At 27.1% G+C, this 18,332-nt stretch carries 20 protein-coding genes; 19 read left to right on the forward strand and 1 reads right to left on the reverse strand.

All coding sequences use genetic code 11. The features are described 5' to 3' along the window. The first annotated feature begins 25 nt into the window (after window positions 1-25). The 4 genes from ACQPUY_RS04195 to ACQPUY_RS04210 are packed head-to-tail and all read left to right on the forward strand — an operon-like array spanning window position 26 to window position 3,033. Window positions 26-481: a hypothetical protein gene (locus ACQPUY_RS04195; RefSeq protein WP_430839674.1), complete on the forward strand. Its 456-nt coding sequence runs from the start codon at window positions 26-28 to the stop codon at window positions 479-481. Window positions 482-487: 6 nt separating this feature from the next. Next, a complete protein-coding gene (locus ACQPUY_RS04200; RefSeq protein WP_430839675.1) occupies window positions 488-1,165 on the forward strand; it encodes an accessory gene regulator ArgB-like protein in 678 nt (225 codons plus the stop codon). Continuing rightward, entirely contained in the window at window positions 1,146-1,280 is a 135-nt protein-coding gene (locus ACQPUY_RS04205) for a cyclic lactone autoinducer peptide (protein WP_430839676.1), read from the forward strand. Before ACQPUY_RS04200 ends, ACQPUY_RS04205 begins: the two co-directional genes overlap by 20 nt. A 55-nt stretch (window positions 1,281-1,335) precedes the next feature. Beyond that, a complete protein-coding gene (locus ACQPUY_RS04210; RefSeq protein WP_430840250.1) occupies window positions 1,336-3,033 on the forward strand; it encodes a diguanylate cyclase in 1,698 nt (565 codons plus the stop codon). A 72-nt stretch (window positions 3,034-3,105) separates the two neighbouring features. Here ACQPUY_RS04210 and ACQPUY_RS04215 read toward each other — a convergent pair whose 3' ends face one another. Beyond that, window positions 3,106-4,242 (reverse strand): AI-2E family transporter, encoded by a 1,137-nt coding sequence (locus ACQPUY_RS04215; RefSeq protein WP_430839677.1) that lies wholly within the window; start codon window positions 4,240-4,242, stop codon window positions 3,106-3,108. Between the two features lie 141 nt (window positions 4,243-4,383). Between ACQPUY_RS04215 and ACQPUY_RS04220 the strand changes: the two genes are divergently transcribed. From ACQPUY_RS04220 to ACQPUY_RS04290, 15 genes are all read left to right on the forward strand, one after another. Continuing rightward, on the forward strand, window positions 4,384-4,968 hold the full coding sequence (locus ACQPUY_RS04220; protein WP_430839678.1) for an NUDIX hydrolase: 585 nt from the start codon (window positions 4,384-4,386) through the stop codon (window positions 4,966-4,968). 161 nt (window positions 4,969-5,129) lie between these two features. Next, window positions 5,130-6,104: an alpha/beta fold hydrolase gene (locus ACQPUY_RS04225; protein ID WP_430839679.1), complete on the forward strand. Its 975-nt coding sequence runs from the start codon at window positions 5,130-5,132 to the stop codon at window positions 6,102-6,104. Between the two features lie 63 nt (window positions 6,105-6,167). After that, on the forward strand, window positions 6,168-6,719 hold the full coding sequence (locus ACQPUY_RS04230; protein ID WP_430839680.1) for a GNAT family N-acetyltransferase: 552 nt from the start codon (window positions 6,168-6,170) through the stop codon (window positions 6,717-6,719). A gap of 359 nt (window positions 6,720-7,078) precedes the next feature. Beyond that, window positions 7,079-7,828, forward strand: coding sequence for a Fe-S cluster assembly ATPase SufC (gene sufC / locus ACQPUY_RS04235; protein ID WP_430839681.1), 750 nt, complete (start codon window positions 7,079-7,081; stop codon window positions 7,826-7,828). 17 nt (window positions 7,829-7,845) lie between these two features. After that, window positions 7,846-9,255 carry a Fe-S cluster assembly protein SufB gene (gene sufB, locus ACQPUY_RS04240; protein WP_430839682.1) on the forward strand — a complete coding sequence of 470 codons (1,410 nt, stop codon included), beginning with the start codon at window positions 7,846-7,848 and terminating at the stop codon, window positions 9,253-9,255. Beyond that, the gene (sufD, locus tag ACQPUY_RS04245; protein WP_430839683.1) at window positions 9,255-10,361 is read left to right on the forward strand and encodes a Fe-S cluster assembly protein SufD; all 1,107 of its coding nucleotides are present in this window, start codon (window positions 9,255-9,257) and stop codon (window positions 10,359-10,361) included. The genes sufB and sufD overlap by 1 nt, the downstream gene beginning before the upstream one ends. After that, window positions 10,354-11,583 carry a cysteine desulfurase gene (locus tag ACQPUY_RS04250; protein WP_430839684.1) on the forward strand — a complete coding sequence of 410 codons (1,230 nt, stop codon included), beginning with the start codon at window positions 10,354-10,356 and terminating at the stop codon, window positions 11,581-11,583. Before sufD ends, ACQPUY_RS04250 begins: the two co-directional genes overlap by 8 nt. A 6-nt stretch (window positions 11,584-11,589) precedes the next feature. Continuing rightward, window positions 11,590-12,024 carry a Fe-S cluster assembly sulfur transfer protein SufU gene (sufU, locus tag ACQPUY_RS04255; RefSeq protein WP_430839685.1) on the forward strand — a complete coding sequence of 145 codons (435 nt, stop codon included), beginning with the start codon at window positions 11,590-11,592 and terminating at the stop codon, window positions 12,022-12,024. A 277-nt stretch (window positions 12,025-12,301) separates the two neighbouring features. Next, window positions 12,302-13,633, forward strand: coding sequence for a hemolysin family protein (locus tag ACQPUY_RS04260; RefSeq protein WP_430839686.1), 1,332 nt, complete (start codon window positions 12,302-12,304; stop codon window positions 13,631-13,633). A 68-nt stretch (window positions 13,634-13,701) separates the two neighbouring features. After that, a complete protein-coding gene (locus ACQPUY_RS04265; protein ID WP_430839687.1) occupies window positions 13,702-14,142 on the forward strand; it encodes a DUF2383 domain-containing protein in 441 nt (146 codons plus the stop codon). Window positions 14,143-14,223: 81 nt separating this feature from the next. Continuing rightward, window positions 14,224-14,460 carry a DUF1292 domain-containing protein gene (locus tag ACQPUY_RS04270; RefSeq protein ID WP_430839688.1) on the forward strand — a complete coding sequence of 79 codons (237 nt, stop codon included), beginning with the start codon at window positions 14,224-14,226 and terminating at the stop codon, window positions 14,458-14,460. 316 nt (window positions 14,461-14,776) lie between these two features. Then, the gene (locus ACQPUY_RS04275; RefSeq protein ID WP_430839689.1) at window positions 14,777-15,007 is read left to right on the forward strand and encodes a hypothetical protein; all 231 of its coding nucleotides are present in this window, start codon (window positions 14,777-14,779) and stop codon (window positions 15,005-15,007) included. Between the two features lie 81 nt (window positions 15,008-15,088). Next, window positions 15,089-15,859, forward strand: coding sequence for a hypothetical protein (locus tag ACQPUY_RS04280; RefSeq protein ID WP_430839690.1), 771 nt, complete (start codon window positions 15,089-15,091; stop codon window positions 15,857-15,859). Window positions 15,860-16,026: 167 nt separating this feature from the next. Next, window positions 16,027-16,830 (forward strand): zinc transporter ZupT, encoded by an 804-nt coding sequence (gene zupT, locus ACQPUY_RS04285; protein WP_430839691.1) that lies wholly within the window; start codon window positions 16,027-16,029, stop codon window positions 16,828-16,830. Between the two features lie 245 nt (window positions 16,831-17,075). Beyond that, entirely contained in the window at window positions 17,076-18,239 is a 1,164-nt protein-coding gene (locus ACQPUY_RS04290) for an AI-2E family transporter (RefSeq protein ID WP_430839692.1), read from the forward strand. Window positions 18,240-18,332 lie beyond the last annotated feature (93 nt).

Genomic DNA, 18,332 nt, shown 5'->3' on the forward strand with positions numbered 1-18,332 from the left:
TAATGAATTAAAAAGGAGACTAAAAATGTTAAAATTACAACCAATAGAATTTGTTCTAAGAGCAATTCCAGAAAGTTTTTTAGTTATATTTGCAATTTATGTTTTTTCTAAAACAGAGATAAATAGGAAAAAGTACTTAGTAACTAGTATAGCATTTTCAATAATTATTTATATTACTAGGATGTTACCAATAAATTATGGCGTACATATGATTTTATCAGTATTATTTTTATTATTTATAATAGTTTCATATAATAAAATAGATGTTATTAATGGGATTAAGAGTATTATATTTACATATTTGGTTCAACTAATTTCAGAAGCAATAAATGTTTCTATTCTTAATTTTATGAATCTTGATTTGGAAACTTTATTTAAAGATCCAGTTAGTAAAACTATTTTAGGAATACCTTCATTAGTTATTACAGGAATTATAATATCAACATTTTATATGATAGATAAAAAAAAGAAAGAAGTATAAAGAAGTATGAGTTTAGAAGTGTTAAGTAAAAATATATCTAATAATTTAAAAAGAGAATTAAACTTAGACGAAGATAAAAGAAGTATTATTGAATATGGGTTATTTGCTTTTTTTCATATGGGAATATCTATTTTATTAGTAGCAATAGTTGGAGCCATTTTTAATGTAATGATTGAAGCGTTAATAATTTCTTTTTCTTCAGCTATTTTAAGAAAATTTTCAGGAGGCGCACATGCTAGTACTGCTGCTAATTGTGCAATAGTTGGTGTTTTAATAGCTGTTATTCCAGTTTATATAATTAAAAATATGAGTTTAAATAGTAATTATATAATTTTTATAGGAATTTTATTATATATTATTTCATTTATTATCATTTACAAATTAGCACCAGTAGATAGTCCTAATAAGCCTATTAAAAAGGTTGATAAAATTAAAAGGTTAAAAAGAGGATCTATTATTATATTGTCTATTTATATGATTATTGTAATATTTAACATAATCACAAGTTATGTAAGTAAAAAGAATGTATTTTTATTATATTCTTCATGTATATATATTGGTGTATTATGGCAAGTATTTACATTAACAAAATTTGGTCATTTTATAGTTAATATAATAGATTCTTTATTTATAAAAATACTTAATTCTAGAGGGGGAAACAATAATGAAAAGATTAAACAATAAAGTATTAATGGCAGTTGCAGCTTTTGCTACAGTAATTGCATCTGTAGTATCTACTTCAGCTTGTTGGTGGGCTATGTATCAACCAGAAGAGCCAAAAGCTTTAAAAGATGAATAATTAAATGAAGATCGGATTTTCCGATCTTCATTTAATACAGAAAGAGATTATTGCTATGATGAAGATGAAAAATGATAGATTAAAAGAAATAAATGATATGGTTTCAATAGTAAAATTGGCATCATTAATGTTTACTGGAATTATATTTTTTCAATATTTTTTTGATACTGATGAATTATCTCAAAATATGATTTACAGGCAATCAGCTTATATGGGGATATTTATAGCAGGATTAATATTATTATTTATATATTTTTTATGGTCATTTCCATCAGCCAAAAGAATGGATAAGAAAAATTATAGATATATAATGTTTATAGAAAACTTGTTTTTTATCGCAATATTTTTTATGTCAGTACTTTTATCAGGAGGTTATAAAAGTGAATATAAATATATATTTCTTTTTATAATAACCAGTTCTACAATACAATTAGGCTTAAAAAATGGAATAGTAGTTGCTTTTATTTCTTCAGTTTTAATATTAGGAATGGATATTTTATGCCTTCCGAATATGTCTGTTAATAAATATTTTCAAAATGATTTAATTCTTTCAGGAATTTTTATTTTAACGGCATGGCCTTTAGGATTTTATGTTAAGATTGAAGGTGAACATATTAGTAAGTTAGAAGAACTAGTAAATAAAGATGGCTTAACTCAAGTGTTCAATCATAGATATTTTCATGATACGTTAAAAGAGCAAGTAGCAATATCAGAGAAATATAAAGAACCTGTTTCTATGATATTTGTTGATATAGATTATTTTAAGAATTATAACGATTTGTATGGGCATCAAAAGGGAGATGAAGTATTAAGGACTATAGGAAGAATACTAAGAGATAATGTTAGACAAGATGATATACCTGCAAGATATGGTGGAGAAGAATTTGCAGTTATATTACCTAATACAACAGAGCAAGAAGCACTTTCTATAGCAGATAAAATTAGAAAAACAATTGAGTCTACAAAATTCTATGGAGAGGAAAATCAGCCAAATGGTTTATTAACTGCTTCAATGGGAATTTCCACATATCCTGATAAGGCTAAGGATGATGTAGAACTTATAAAAAGTGCAGATGATGCTTTATATAGAGCAAAATTTTTTAATAAAAATAGAGTTGAGACATATATATCAATACTAGATGAATTGAAAGCTGAGATAGATGAAAAAGATATAGAATTAGTTACATCTATTAAGACTTTAATTAGTGTAATAAATGCTAAAGATAGATATACATATGGACATTCAGAAAGAGTAGTGTTTTATAGTAGATTATTAGCAGATAAATTAGAATTAAGTAATGAAGATAAGAATTTATTAATATATGGTTCTTATATGCACGATATAGGAAAAATTAATATTTCTCAGGATATATTAATTAAGAAAATGCCTCTAACTAATGAAGAATGGGAACAATTAAAACGTCATCCAGAAGATGGAATAGAAATAATTAAGCCGGTAAAATCCTTAAAAGATATTATACCTATAATATTACATCATCATGAAAAATATGATGGAACTGGCTATCCGTATAAATTAAAGGGAGAAGAAATACCTTATTTAGCTAGGGTTCTTACTGTAGTTGATAGTTTTGATGCTATGACTTCAAATAGGCCGTATAATGTTAGAAAAACTTATGATGAAGCTATAATAGAGTTGAAAAAATATAGTGGGACACAGTTTGATCCTGAAATAGCCAATAAATTTATAGAGGTAATTCAAGAATACAAAGATAAGTTGGATACCTTACTTTAATTTTAGAGGTAAAAAACATTTATAATAGTTATAATTGGCTATATAAAAGGAAGTGAGAAATATCACTTCCTTTTATAATTTTATTTTCTTATTAGATAATCTTTTATTAGTATATTCTCTAATTAGTTGATAAGCTACACTAAAGAGTGGAATACCAATTAACATTCCTACTAATCCAAGGGTACTTCCGCCAACTATCATAGCAAGCATAACCCATATTGCAGAAAGTCCAACTGAATTTCCAACAACTCTTGGATAAATAATATTTCCTTCAAATTGTTGTAGACATAAAATAAATATAATAAACCAAAGAGCTTGAATTGGATTTATTATAAGTATTAAAAAAACAGCTGGAATTGTACCGATAAAGGCACCAAAAACAGGAATTAATGCGGTAACACCTATAAGTACACTTATTAATAATGGGTATGGCATGGAGAATATATTCATACCAATAAAACATAAAGCCCCAAGTATACAGGCTTCAACACACTGTCCGGTAATAAATTTAGAAAATGTATTATTAGCAAGTCTACCGACCTCTATAGTTTTATCTGCAATTTCTTTTTTTGCAAAAGCATATAAGAATTTTTTTAGTTGATATATTAAAGTTTCTTTACTTGCTAACATATATATAGTTAGTACTAAAGAAAGTATAAAATTAAAAATTCCACTAGTTATAGTCATTGTAGTATTTAGAATACTACTTAAAGATGTAGTTAAAAAATTAGCAGAAAACTGGAGTAATTCTTTCCAAGTGCTCATAAGTGTATTATATATATTTTGCAATATTTCTGTAGAAGTAACATACTGATTAATTAGACCTTCGAAAGATTTTATATAATCGGGAACTGTTTCTAAAAGTGTAGCTACACTAGATAATAATTGTGGAATAACAAACAGTCCTAAGGCTATAATTAACCCTATAAGAGTAATAAATGTAGCTAGAATTGATAATGGTCTTTTTAAGCCCCTAATAAAATTTGATTTTTCTTTATCTAAAAAATTAAAAACTTTATTTTCAAAAAATTTCATTGGTAAGTTTAAAACAAAAGCCATAGAAAAGGCTATTATAAAAGGATTGATTATATTAAATATATTTCCTAAGGTAGATCCTACTAATTTAAGGTTTGATAGAATGAAATATAAAATAATTAAATAGGTTCCCAATAAAATATTTTCTTTAAATTTTTTGTTAATTTCCTTCAATTAAGACATCCTCCATCATGTAAAAATAGTATATTATAATTTTAAAGCAATAATTGTAATAAATCTAGTGATAAAGTTGAATCATTTGTAAAATAAAAGTAAAATATATAGTAAGAAAATAGAAATTATGGAGATGAAAAAATGACTAAGGTTAAAAATATTAAGACATTAGCAGCTACTAAGTACTTATCTTTATATAGTGCTGATTATGTTAATAAAAAAGGTAATTTAAGAAACTGGACAATAGCATCAAGAAAAAGTTTAGAAACAGTTAAAAATAAGTTTTTTTATAGTGGAGAAGATAATATAGATGCTGTTATTATTTTTGCAGAGCATATTGATGAAAATAAATTAGTACTTATTAGGCAGTTTAGAGTACCTATAAATAATTATGTTCTAGAATTGCCAGCAGGTTTACTAGATGGAAATGAAAAGTTTGAAGAAGCGGTAAGAAGAGAATTAAAAGAAGAAACAGGCTTAGATCTAATAAAGATAGATAGGCAAGGAACTAAAGAGAAAGTATATATTTCAGCTGGTATGACAGATGAATCAGTTGCATTTGTAAAATGTACTTGCAATGGCACAGTTTCAAAAGAAAACTTAGAAGATGATGAAGACATAGAAGTTATTATGGTTACAAAAGAAGAAGCTAAGGAATTACTTAAATCAAATGAAATTATGGATATAAAAACATTACTAGCAATACAAAACTTTATATTAAGCTAAATTTAAATCATCAGTTTTTAGAAGTAAATATGTTATATTGGGACGACTTGGAGAGAAGCGACGGAGTAACCAATATAATATATTTACTTCTTTATTTTTTTTAATAAAATTTGCTAAATTGAGGTAAAATACTAAGGATTAATTATTATGAGGTAGTACTAATGAGTAATAAAAAGTATTTTATGAATTTTGGTATGGATGAGGACATAGTAGAGGATGTTAGAAAAAAGCTTACATATATCAAGACTTGTGGTAATTTTACAGGGGAAAAAGGAAATAAAATATATTTTGAAAAGTATAAAGTGAAAAATGAAAGAGGGCGAATAGTAATTTCTCATGGTTTTACAGAATGTATAGAAAAGTATATGGAAATAATATATTATTTTACTAGGGAAGGTTATTCTGTATTTATTATGGAGCATAGAGGCCATGGAAGGTCTGGTAACTTAGGAGCCAATGATAAAAGCCAAATTAATGTAGAAAAGTTCGATTATTATATAAAGGATTTAAAATATTTTATAGATAATGAAGTTAAGATAAGAAAAAATAAAAGCTTATTTTTATTTGCTCATTCTATGGGTGGTACTATAGGAACTATGTTTATTGAAAAATATCCACAATATTTCAGTAAGGTAATTTTATCTTCTCCTATGCTTCAAATAGCAATTGGAAAAGTGCCTGGGGTTATAGCTAGGTTTGTAGCTAAATTGGCGTTAATATTTGGAAAGGGTGATGATTTTATACTTGGTAATGTGCCTTATGACGGTACATATGATTTCTTTTTAGCATCTACATCAAATGAAAGTAGATACAATTATTATTATAGAGAAATAGTTGGAAATAATAAAATACAACGAGGAGGAGGCTCCTTTAGGTGGCTCTATGAATCATTGAATGCAATTAAATATGCCTTAAAAAAGGGGAATATAGGAAGGATAAAGTCTAAGGTATTATTATTTCAGGCAGGAAATGATGGCTTAGTTGGAGATGGAGGCATTAAAAAGTTTGCAAAAAGGTGTAAGACTTGTAAATTAATAAAGTTTAAAAATGCTAAGCATGAGCTTTATCTAGAAAATAACGATATTTTAGAAGAATATCTAGATTCAATATTTAAGTTTTTAGAAAATAGCATATAAAACAACGTAACAATATTAAGATAGAAAAATATGATAATATAGATATGAAAGGGAGGGGTAAGCTTGGAAGAAACACTAAAGCTTAAAAATAAATCAGGAGTAATAGTTAATGCAAGATATAAAATTTTGGACTTAAGTAATATAGAGGATATAATAAAGCTACAAGACACTATAATGGAAGATTTAGAAGATAAGCAGCTATATGCGCCAACAGAAAAAGAAGAGTTTATAAGTTATTTAAGAAATGGTGGTAAAATTATAGGCTACTTAGATGAAAAAAATGAATTAATAGCAATGGCAGTTTATATAAAAAAAGGATATGAAAAGGGCAACTATGGCTATGATTTAGATTTAGAAGGAGAAAAGTTACTAGAAGTTGCTCAAGTAGAATCTACAGTAGTTAGAAGTGATTATAGGGGAAATGGACTTCAAAGAGTTTTATGTGAAAAAATAGAAAATATAGCTAAAGAGGAAAAAGTTAAAATATTAACTTCAACTGCATCACCATATAATAAATATAGTGTAAATACATTTGAAAAATTAGGATATGAGATTAAAAAAGATAAATTAAAGTATGGAGGATTAAGAAGATACGTATTGGCTAAGGAAATATAGAGGGCTGTAGCTAGAGAGCACTATTAAAAATTAACAATTAAGAATTATTGATATAATTTGTTGAAAATTACTGAAGATTTTAAGTTTTAAAAACTCCTTAGGGAGTTTTTTATTTTTTAAATTATATAGTTTTATTGTAATTAAATTTATTTGATACCATTTTTCTACATAAAATAAAATATTAATTAGAAATGTAAAGATAATAAAAGTTATTAATATGTAATTAGCTATTATAGTTGATTATTAGTAAAATAACAGTTGATTAATTCTTAGTAGTTTAGTATGATATAATTAATTCAGAGTGAAATGATAAGATTTAATTTAAATATATAATATTTACAACAAGGAGATGTAAAAAAATGAGCGATGTTTTATTAAATATAAATGGACTAAAAACAGCTGTAGAAGGAAAGGAAATCTTAAAGGGGTTAGATTTAAAGATTAATAAAGGTGAGATACATGTAATTATGGGTCCAAATGGTGCAGGTAAATCAACTTTAGCAAATACTTTAATGGCTCATCCAAAGTATGAAAGAGTAGAAGGTGATATTACTTTCGAAGGCGAGGATATAACAGAACTTAAGACAGATGAGAGAGCTAAAAAAGGATTATTTTTATCTTTCCAAAGTCCAGAAGAAGTTCCAGGAATAACAGTTGAAAACTTTATTAGAAGTGCAAAAATAGCAAGAGATGGTCAATTAATTAAATTTCTAAAATTTGATAAGGACTTAAAGAATAATATGAAAGAATTGAAGATGGATCAAGAATATGCAAAGAGATATTTAAATGTAGGATTTTCAGGTGGAGAAAAGAAAAAAAATGAAATACTGCAAATGCTTATGCTAAACCCTAAATTAGCAATATTAGATGAAACAGATTCAGGACTAGATGTAGATGCTGTTAGAATAGTATCTGAAGGTATTAAGATGTTCGCTAATGATGAAAATGGAGTTTTAATAATAACACATAATAATAAAATTCTTGAAAGCTTAAACGCGGATTATGTTCATGTTTTAGTTAATGGAAAGATTGTTAAAACTGGAGATGCTAGTTTAGCAGATGAAATTCAAGAAAATGGATATGAAGCTTTTAAAGTAGAAGCCATGTAATAAGGAGGTGACTAGCTTTGGAAATTAAAAACAAGACCTACGTGGAAGACGTAGAAAGAGGAATTTACGACGTAAAAAATGAAGATAAATTCGAATTTAAAACTGATAAGGGATTGACTAGAGAAATAGTTGAAACAATATCAAAAGAAAAAGAAGAGCCAGAATGGATGAAAGAGTTTAGATTAAAATCTCTTGAAATATATAATAAGATAAAATTACCAACTTGGGGTCCATCTTTAGATGAGCTAGATATGGATAACATAGTTACATATGTTAGACCAAAGTCTAAGTTAAATGAAAGTTGGGAAGAGGTACCAGAAGATATTAAAAAAACATTTGATCTTTTAGGTATTCCAGAAGCAGAGAAGAAATCCTTAGCAGGTGTTGGTGCTCAATACGATTCAGAAGTAGTTTATCATAGTATTAGAGAAGATCTAGTAAAACAAGGTGTAATATACACTGATATGGAAACTGCAATTAGAGATCATGAAGAAATAGTTAAGGAGTATTTTATGAAGTGCGTTACTCCAAGTGATCATAAATTTGCTGCACTTCATGGAGCAGTTTGGTCAGGAGGATCATTTGTATATGTACCAAAGGGCATACATGTAGATATTCCATTACAATCATACTTTAGATTAAATTCACCAGGAGCAGGACAGTTTGAACATACACTAATTATAGTAGAAGAAGGAGCTAGCCTACACTTTATAGAAGGATGTTCAGCACCAAAGTATAACGTTACTAACTTACACGCAGGTTGTGTTGAATTATTCGTAAAAGAAGGAGCTAAGTTAAGATACAGTACTATAGAAAACTGGTCAAAGAACATGCTTAACTTAAATACTAAGAGAGCAATAGTAGAAAAAAATGGAACAATAGAATGGATATCAGGTTCTTTTGGATCTAGAATATCTATGTTATATCCAATGAGTATTTTAAAGGGTGAAGGAGCAAAGGCAGAATTCACTGGAGTATCATTTGCAGGTAAAGGACAAAACTTAGATACTGGAGCAAAGATAATTCATGCTGCACCAAATACATCATCAACAATTAATTCTAAATCTATTTCTAAAAATGGAGGAGTTGCAACTTATAGAGGTGTAGTTAAAGTAAATGCAAATGCTCATAATTCTAAATCAGTAGTATCTTGTGAATCTTTAATGTTAGATAATATTTCTAAGTCAGATACTATTCCTGTTATAGATTTAATGAATGATGATGTTGAAATAGGACACGAAGCTAAAATCGGAAAAATTAGTGATGATGCTATATTCTACTTAATGAGCAGAGGTATTTCTGAAGAAGAAGCTAAGTCGATGATAGTAAGGGGATTTGTTGAACCTATATCAAAGGAATTGCCATTAGAATATGCAGTAGAAATGAATAACTTAATTAAGCTTGAATTAGAAGGGAGCATAGGATAATGAGTAATAATATAAGTTTTAATAATATTAACAAGACTCCTGTGAGAACTAAGAGCTGGTTAAAAGTTAATGATGTAACATTAAAGAATTATAACTCTCCAGAAATTGGAGAATTCAATAATTATAAAATAACTGGTAATGAACTTGAAGGAGTAACTGTAGAAGAATTTAAAAAAGGAAAGATATTTCCATTAAATAAAAAATTTGTTTATGGGGCATCAGAAGAGTTAGTTAATCAAGGTGAATTTGATTTTAACAGAGGGTTTCTTATCAATATAGAAAAAAGAGCAAGAATTCAAGACCCGATAATCTTAGAATTTAATATGGATGAGGAAAATAGTACTTTAGTAGATAATATATTAGTAGTTGCAGAAGAGGGTTCTGAAGCAAAGATAATTATTAAATACAATTCAAAGGACGAAGTTGAAGGCTATCATAATGGAGTATGCAAAATATTCAGTAAAAATGATAGTAATATACAAGTAGTTAAAGTAAATTTATTAAATGGAAATACTGTAAATATAGATTCAAATTTATCAGATATAAATAGTTATGGAAAGGTAGAATTTGTTTCAATAGATTTAGGTGGAAAAGTAAGTGTTACAAATTATCATGGAGATTTGATAGAAGATAGTTCAGAATCTAAATTAAGTTCAATTTATCTTGGTGGAGATAAAAAAGTAATAGATATGAACTATGTAGTTACTCATAGAGGAATAAGAAGTAATTCCCAAATTACTACAAGAGGTGCATTAAAGGGAGAAGCAAGTAAGATATTTAGAGGAACTATCGATTTTAAAAGAGGAGCTTCTAAAAGTAAAGGTGCTGAAGATGAATATTGTATGATTTTATCACCAAAGGTAAAAGCAAAAGCTCTTCCATTATTATTATGTGATGAAGATGATGTATCTGGTGAGCATGCAGCAGCATCAGGAAAGATAGATGAAAATAAGCTATTTTATTTAATGAGTAGAGGATTAAGTTATAATGATGCTAGAAGAGTAATAATTGAAGGTGCTTTTAATCCAATAATAGATAAAGTAGTAGACGAATCAACAAAAAATGAAATTTTAGCTGTAATAAAGGGATGTTTGGATAATGAATAAAAAAGATTTTTTAAAGGATTTTCCTACCTTAAATAAAGAGAAAAATGGAAAGAGAATAGCTTATTTAGATAGTGCTGCTACAACACAAAAACCTACAGTAGTAATAGATGCAATTAAAAATTATTATGAAAAGACTAATGCAAATCCTCATAGAGGGGCTTATGAATTAAGCGTCCTTGCTACTGAGGCTTATGATGAAGCTAGGGAAAAAGTAAGAAGCTTTATTAATGCAGAACATTCAGAGGAAATAATATTTACTAAAAACGCAACAGAAGCCTTCAATTTACTTGCAATGTCATATGGAATGAATTTTATTAATGAAGGCGATGAAATAGTAATTTCTATAGCAGAACATCATTCGAATTTAATCCCATGGCAAAATGTAGCTAAAGCTAAAGGTGCAATTTTAAAATATATGTACACAGATGAAAATGGAGAATTGACTGAAGAAGAAGTTCATACTAAAATTACTGACAAAACTAAGATTGTAAGTATAACTCATGTATCCAACGCTTTAGGAACTATAAATCCTGTAAAGCAAATAGCAGAATATGCACATTCTAAGGGAGCTGTAGTTATAGTAGATGGGGCTCAAAGTGTACCTCATATGAAAGTAGATGTAAGAGATTTAAATGCAGATTTCTTAGTTATTGCGGGACATAAACTTTTAGCTCCAATGGGTATAGGTGTATTATATGGTAAGAAGGAATTATTAGAAAAGATGCCTCCTGTATTATTTGGAGGAGATATGGTAGAATATGTATATGAGCAAGAGACTACCTTTAATGTTTTACCATATAAGTTTGAGGCAGGTACTCAAAACGTAGAAGCGGCAGTAGGATTATCAAAAGCAATAGATTACTTAAATGAAATAGGAATGGATAATGTTGAAAAAATTGAAAAAGAACTAATGTCTTATGCTATGGAAGAATTAAGTAAATTAGATTATGTAAAAATATATGGACCTAGAGATATTGAAAAAAGAGGTGGAGTATTATCCTTTGAAATAAAGGGAGTTCATCCACATGATATGGCCTCAATTTTTGATACATTTGGAGTTTGTATTAGAGCTGGAAATCATTGCGCACAACCTCTAATGAGATATTTAGGAGTAAATGCAACAGCTAGAGCAAGTATTTACTTTTATAATACTAAGGAAGATATTGATAGGTTAGTAGAAGCAATTAAAAAAACATATGATATGTTTTCTAAATGGAGGTAGGGTTTAATGGATTTAAATGAAATTTATACAACTCTTATAATGGAGCATAGTGCATCTAAGCATAATAGAAGAAAGTTGGATCATGCAGATCTATGCGAAAGAGGTCACAATCCAAGTTGTGGAGATGAAATAACATTAGAAGTAAAGTTAAATGGAGATATAATAGAAGATTTAGCTTTTACAGGTCAGGGATGTGCAATATCTCAAGCATCAACTTCAATGATGATAGATTTAGTTAAGGGTAAGAGTAAAGAAGAAGCCTTGAAATTAGTAGAAACTTTTATCAGTATGATTAAAAGAGAAATTGATGACGAGGATGAGTTAGAAGCATTAGAAGATGCAATAGTTCTTAAGAATATATCAAACATGCCTGCAAGAGTAAAATGTGCAGTATTAGCATGGCATACTTTGAAGGAAGCTATGGAAAAAGATAATAAGTAAGGAGCTATAAAAAAATCATTTTATAAAAATAAAATGATTTTTTTATTATTTAGAAATTATATAAACTATAAATTTAAGAATATCTATTTTAAAATTTTATTTATAAATATGAGTAAAACTTTATTATTAAGAGTTTTAGCCTATAATTATGAATTATGATGGTATAATTTAAAAAATTAAGACAATTTAACCTGTAGAGTTATAAATATAAATTTGATATAGTATTATAAATTATGATAAAATGATTTCATTATATAAAAATAAGGAGAATGAGTAAATGGAAGGAAGTCCCGGGAGTAGTTTAATTTTAATTTTAATTTTAGTTGTTATTAATGCATTTTTTGCATCTGCTGAAATGGCAATAGTGTCATTGAACAAAACTAAAATCAATATTCTAGCTGAGGAAGGAAATAAAAAAGCAAAATTATTAAAGAATGTTTTAAAGGATCCAAATAAATTCTTATCAACAATTCAAGTTGGAATAACATTTGCAGGATTCTTTGCTTCGGCATCAGCAGCAACATCACTTTCATATAGTTTTGCAAATTTTTTAAAGGGTTTTAATATTCCTTATAGTGAAAGTATTGCATTAGTTTTAACAACAGTTGCTATATCATATTTTACATTAGTTTTAGGAGAATTAGTACCTAAAAGAATAGCACTTCAAAATTCAGAAAAATTAGCAATGTCATCTATAAAGGTTATAATCTTTGTTTCTAAAGTGACCAAGCCTTTTGTATGGTTTTTATCATTTTCAACCAACATTATTTTAAAGTTACTTAGAGTTAATACAGAAGGAATAGAAGAGCAAATTTCAAGAGAAGAGATTAGAAGCTTAATAGAAATAGGAGAAGAAAATGGTGCTATAAATCAATCAGAAAGAGAAATGATTGATGGAATTATAGAATTTGATGATACAAGTGCTAAAAAGGTAATGACACCTAGAACAGAAACATTTTTATTAGATGTTAATGATAATATAAGAGATTGCATTAAGGACATCTTAGATGAGAACTTTTCAAGAATACCTGCATATGAAAATGAAATAGATAATATTATAGGTATATTGCATATGAAGGATTTATTTGCAAGTATAGTTGAAAAGGGAATAGATAATGTTGAAATAAGGGATTTATTGAAGGAACCATGTTTCTTTATTGAAACTAAAAATATAGACGACTTATTTAAAGAATTAAAAGAAAAGAAAGCATATATAGCTATACTAATAGATGAATATGGTGGATTTTCAGGTATAGTTACTATGGAAGATATTATAGAAGAAGTTATGGGAGAAATCCATGATGAATATGATGATAATTTAGACATAGAAAAAATAGATGATGATAATTATATAGTTAGTGGATTAATGACACTAGAAGATATAAGTGATTATTTAGGTATAGAATTAGAATCAGAAGTAGCAGATACTATAGCTGGATTATTTATAGAAAAGCTTGGACAAATACCATCTTCTACTAAAAATTGTGAAGTGAAATTAGATAACTTAACTTTAAAGTTATTAAAATTAGATGAAAAAAGAATAGATAGAATTCATATAGCTATAGATCATAAATTACAACAAGAAGTAGTTTGTGATAAAGATGAATAAAATTTATAAATAAGAATGAATAATACTCCTCTATATTATGAAAAATAATAAAGAGGAGTGTTTTTATTATGAAAGAAAAAACTGTAAAAGAATTAAACTCACAATTAGAAGGAGTTATAATGGGAGAAAATGAAATTAAAAAACTTCTAGAAAAAGCAAAAGATTATAAGGTAATTGAGCTTCTTGATAATACTTTAGCTATAGCAGAAAAAAATAAGCTACTAATTATTGAGGAAATAGAAGAATTAGGTGGAAAGCCTACTAATAATGAAGGAGCCTTTGGAAAAATAATAGAAATCTTTAATAGTATAAAAGAAATGAAAATAGATACAGATAAAGAAATACTGGAAAAAGCAATAAAGGGAACTGAAATGGGATTTAAAGCTATTTTAGATTTTCTTATAAAAAATGAATATTTACATGATCATTTTAAGAAAGAGATAATTGAAATATCTGATGAATATAGTAAGAATATAAAAATGATGCAAGAGTATTTAGTAGAATTATAGTGATTATTAAAAATAGTTTATATGCATAAATTTATTGAATTAAAGCAAAATAAAAATAACATAATAAAGGAGTGTGTATTCATGAATTCGAGAATAATGACTTTTAATGATGAGAATGGAAATAAGGTGGAATATGCTATTCTAGAACAAAAACTTATTTGTGGAAATGAATATGTAGCAATGGCACCAGTAAATGATAAATCTCATATAGAGATATATAAGATAAAATTTGATAAGGATTGGAATGAAAGCTTAAGTGAAGTAGAGTCAGATAAAGAGATTAAAATGTATAAAGATGTTTCTTCATTAAACTTCTAAATATAAACTTAAGGAAGGAAAGTATAAATAGTTATAATTTTAATAACTATTTATACTTCCTTTTTTTCTTTCAGTTTTGAAGTGTTAAAATATCACAGAAAGGTGACTTGGGTAATAGAAGCAGAAGTAAGATTCATAATTCCGAGGAATGAGGAATTATAACCTTTAGTTTGTATAAGCAAATATGTTATGTTAGGGCGACTTGGAGCTTGCGACGGAGCAACTAATATAACATATTTACTTATTTTTTTTCTTATTCACAAATAAATTTATATATGAATAATATAAAGTAAAATAATTTTAGGAGTAGTAATTAATGAATAATTATAATTTAATAATGAGATTACAAGCCAAAATGCAAGACCCTAGATTTTCTGAAAGGTTTAATAGAATAGTTTCAGAATTTAATAGTATTCCTGGCGTTCAACAAGAAGTTATGAGAATAGTGCAAATAGAGGATGAAAGAAAAAGAGAAAAGGCTATATCTAGATTACCGGATAGAGTTAAGAAACTAGTTAGGGAAGTAAACTCATTACTAAATGAATAAAAGAAAATCTATTAATTATTAACAATTGAAAAATACCTGCATATATTATGTATTATAACAATTTACAAGGAGATAAAAAGTATGGGAACTAATTATGAATATAATGCTGAAAATTTTGAAGAAATTTTAAGCAGACTTCAAACAGATGAAGGAAATTCAGTTTCAGATTTTAATGATACTGATTTCGAAAGAGAATTTTTAAATAATAATTTTTCTGACATAGAAAGTTTAGGCCTAAACGAATTTAATAATACAACTACTACTAATAATAGTGGATGCTGTGGAAATAGTGATGATGATACTTTTTTAAGTGATCTTGAGAATGATGTGAATCTAACAGAATTAGGTGGATTAGGTGATGAATTCAATTTTCAATCATTAAGTTCTAGTTCTAATATTAATAATTGTAGTTCTAATAGCAATAATTGTAGTGGAGTCGTAAATTCTCGTGAATGTTATGAACGAGGACTAAGAGAAGGATTAGAGCAAGGCTTTATAAGAGGATTTAAAAGAGGATGTCAACAAGGTAGAAATGAAGGATTACGTGAAGGATTCAATAGAGGCTTAGAAAGAGGTCTAAGTAGAGCAGAAGAATTAGCAAGAGCTAGTTATGAAAAAGGATTTAGATGTGGATTTGAAAAAGGATTTAGAGCTGGATATCAAAAAGGTTTTAGAGATGGATGTAGAGCTGGATTTGAAAGAGGAGTTAGAGCTGGTTTTAGAAGAGGTTATGAAAGAGCAGTTAGAGATATAATAAGATCTATAAATGAGAACTTTGGAAGTGGAAGTAATAGCTCTTGTCCAAGGAACTCTAACAACTTGGTAACTAATGGTAACTGGAGATGCTGTTAGTACTATTGGCATGAATTAATTAATCCTTTATTATTACAGTACTTTATGTTAGTGGGATTACTGATTATTTCGGTAATCCTTTATCATATATAATAATTTTAAATGAGAGGGAAATAATTATAAAATTAGTGTATAATTATTTTAAAAAGCAGTTAGGAGAAAAATGAATGAGTGATGTAACAATTGCATTTTTAATAACGCTGTTTGCAGGACTTGCTACAGGAATTGGAAGTTTAATAGCTTTTTTAGCTAAAAGTACTAATAAAAAGTTTTTATCTGTTAGTTTAGGTTTTTCGGCAGGAGTTATGATATATGTTTCTATGGTAGAAATATTTGTTAAAGCGAAGGATTCGTTGGTTTTAGCAAAAGGAGTCAAGGCGGGAAGTTGGATAACTGTTATTTCCTTTTTTGGAGGGATGCTATTAATAGCAATAATAGATAAGTTTGTTCCAAGCGGTGAGAATCCTCATGAAGTTAGGTCAATACCTTCTGAAGAAAGTGAAGAGGAGAAAAATAAAAGAGGATTGCTAAGAACTGGAGTATTTACAGCTTTGGCTATAGCAATTCATAATTTTCCAGAAGGTTTAGCAACTTTCGTATCAGCATTAAGTGACATGAAGATAGCTATTCCTATAGCTGTTGCAATAGCTATACATAATATTCCAGAGGGGATATCAGTATCAGTACCTATTTATTATGCAACAGGAGATAAAAAGAAAGCTTTTATGTATTCATTTTTATCAGGAATGGCAGAGCCAGTTGGAGCTATAGTTGGATATGGACTATTAAGAAATTTCTTTAATGATCTATCATTCGGGATAATATTTGCAATGGTAGCAGGTATAATGGTATTTATATCATTGGATGAATTACTTCCAGCGGCAAAAGAGTATGGAGAACATCATTTATCAATCTATGGATTAATTTTAGGTATGATAGTAATGGCAGTAAGCCTATTGTTATTTCTTTAAATTTATAAAAATATCCTATGAATAACTTTTTATAGGTTTCATAATTTAGTCTTAAGTGTGTTATATAATGATGTGATGACTTGGTGCTAAAGCAATAGTCCAATAAACATTATGTAGCACGCTTTTTCATTTGTTAGATAATTCCTAAATGATGAATAATTAATTAAATTTAAGAAATAAATAAAAAAATTTAAAAAAGTACATTATAATTTAAGTGATATAATTTTAGAAAAGAGAGGTTTATAATGAAAATTAATTGGAATAATAAATATACAACTATAGCTATATATTCTTTTTTAGTTGCAGTTTCAGTTATCTTATTTTATTTGGCAATATCACAGGTATCTATATTTACAGATAAATTAGATTCTATAATTGTAATATTTCAACCATTTATAATAGGATTTTCAATAGCATATATTATTAACTTCCTATTAGTATTTTATGAAAATAAAGTTTTTGAAACAAAATATATAAAAAAATTAAAGTTAAAGTCTAAGAGAGGGTTGGGAATAGTTCTTTCATATATTACAGCATTTTTTATAATTGGCATGGTAGTTAAATTTTTATTACCTCAAGTTATAGATAGTATAGTTGGATTAGTAAATGATATACCTACATATATAAATAGCACTACAGAATTTGTAAATAAAGCAATAAAGGATTTAAATATTGAAGATCAATATTCTAAAACTTTAATAGATAACTTTAATAATTTAGTTAACTATATTATTAGATTTGTAACTAATTTAATTCCAGCAATAGGTAGCTTAGTAGCTAAAATTGCATCAAGTATATGGAATGTGATATTAGGAATAATAGTATCAGTATATTTATTAATAGATAAAGAAAAATTATGTGCTTTAAGTAAGAAGGTAACATATGGACTTTTAACAGAAGAATATGCAAAGGGCTTAATTAGATTATTTCATAAAAGTAACCATACTTTTGGTAGATTTTTAATTGGCAAAATAATTGATTCATTAATTATAGGAGTATTGACATTTATTATATTAACAATATTTAAAATGCCATATACAGTATTAGTATCTGTAATAGTTGGTATAACAAATATTATTCCATTCTTTGGACCGTTTATAGGTGCAATACCTTCTTTTATTATAATTTTATTTGTTTCACCAGTGCAATCATTATGGTTTTTATTAATAATTTTAGTTATACAACAATTAGATGGAAATGTAATTGGGCCTAAGATATTAGGAGATTCTATTGGAATTTCAGCATTTTGGATATTATTCTCTATATTAGTAGCTGGTAAAGTATTAGGATTAGTCGGAATGATTATAGGTGTTCCGTTATTTGCAATTTTCTATTCTATAGTTAAAGAATTTATAGAAGGAAGATTAAGAAAAAAGGGACTAAAAACAGATACAAAAGATTATATTTAATAAATAAAAATTTAGATTAATTTAAATCCCCCATATAATAATGGAAAATTATTATATGGGGGATTTTTTTACTCTTTAGCAAATTATATAGAA

This window comes from Clostridium nigeriense (assembly GCF_050585245.1).
In the GTDB taxonomy this organism is placed as follows: Bacteria; Bacillota; Clostridia; order Clostridiales; family Clostridiaceae; genus Clostridium; species Clostridium nigeriense_A.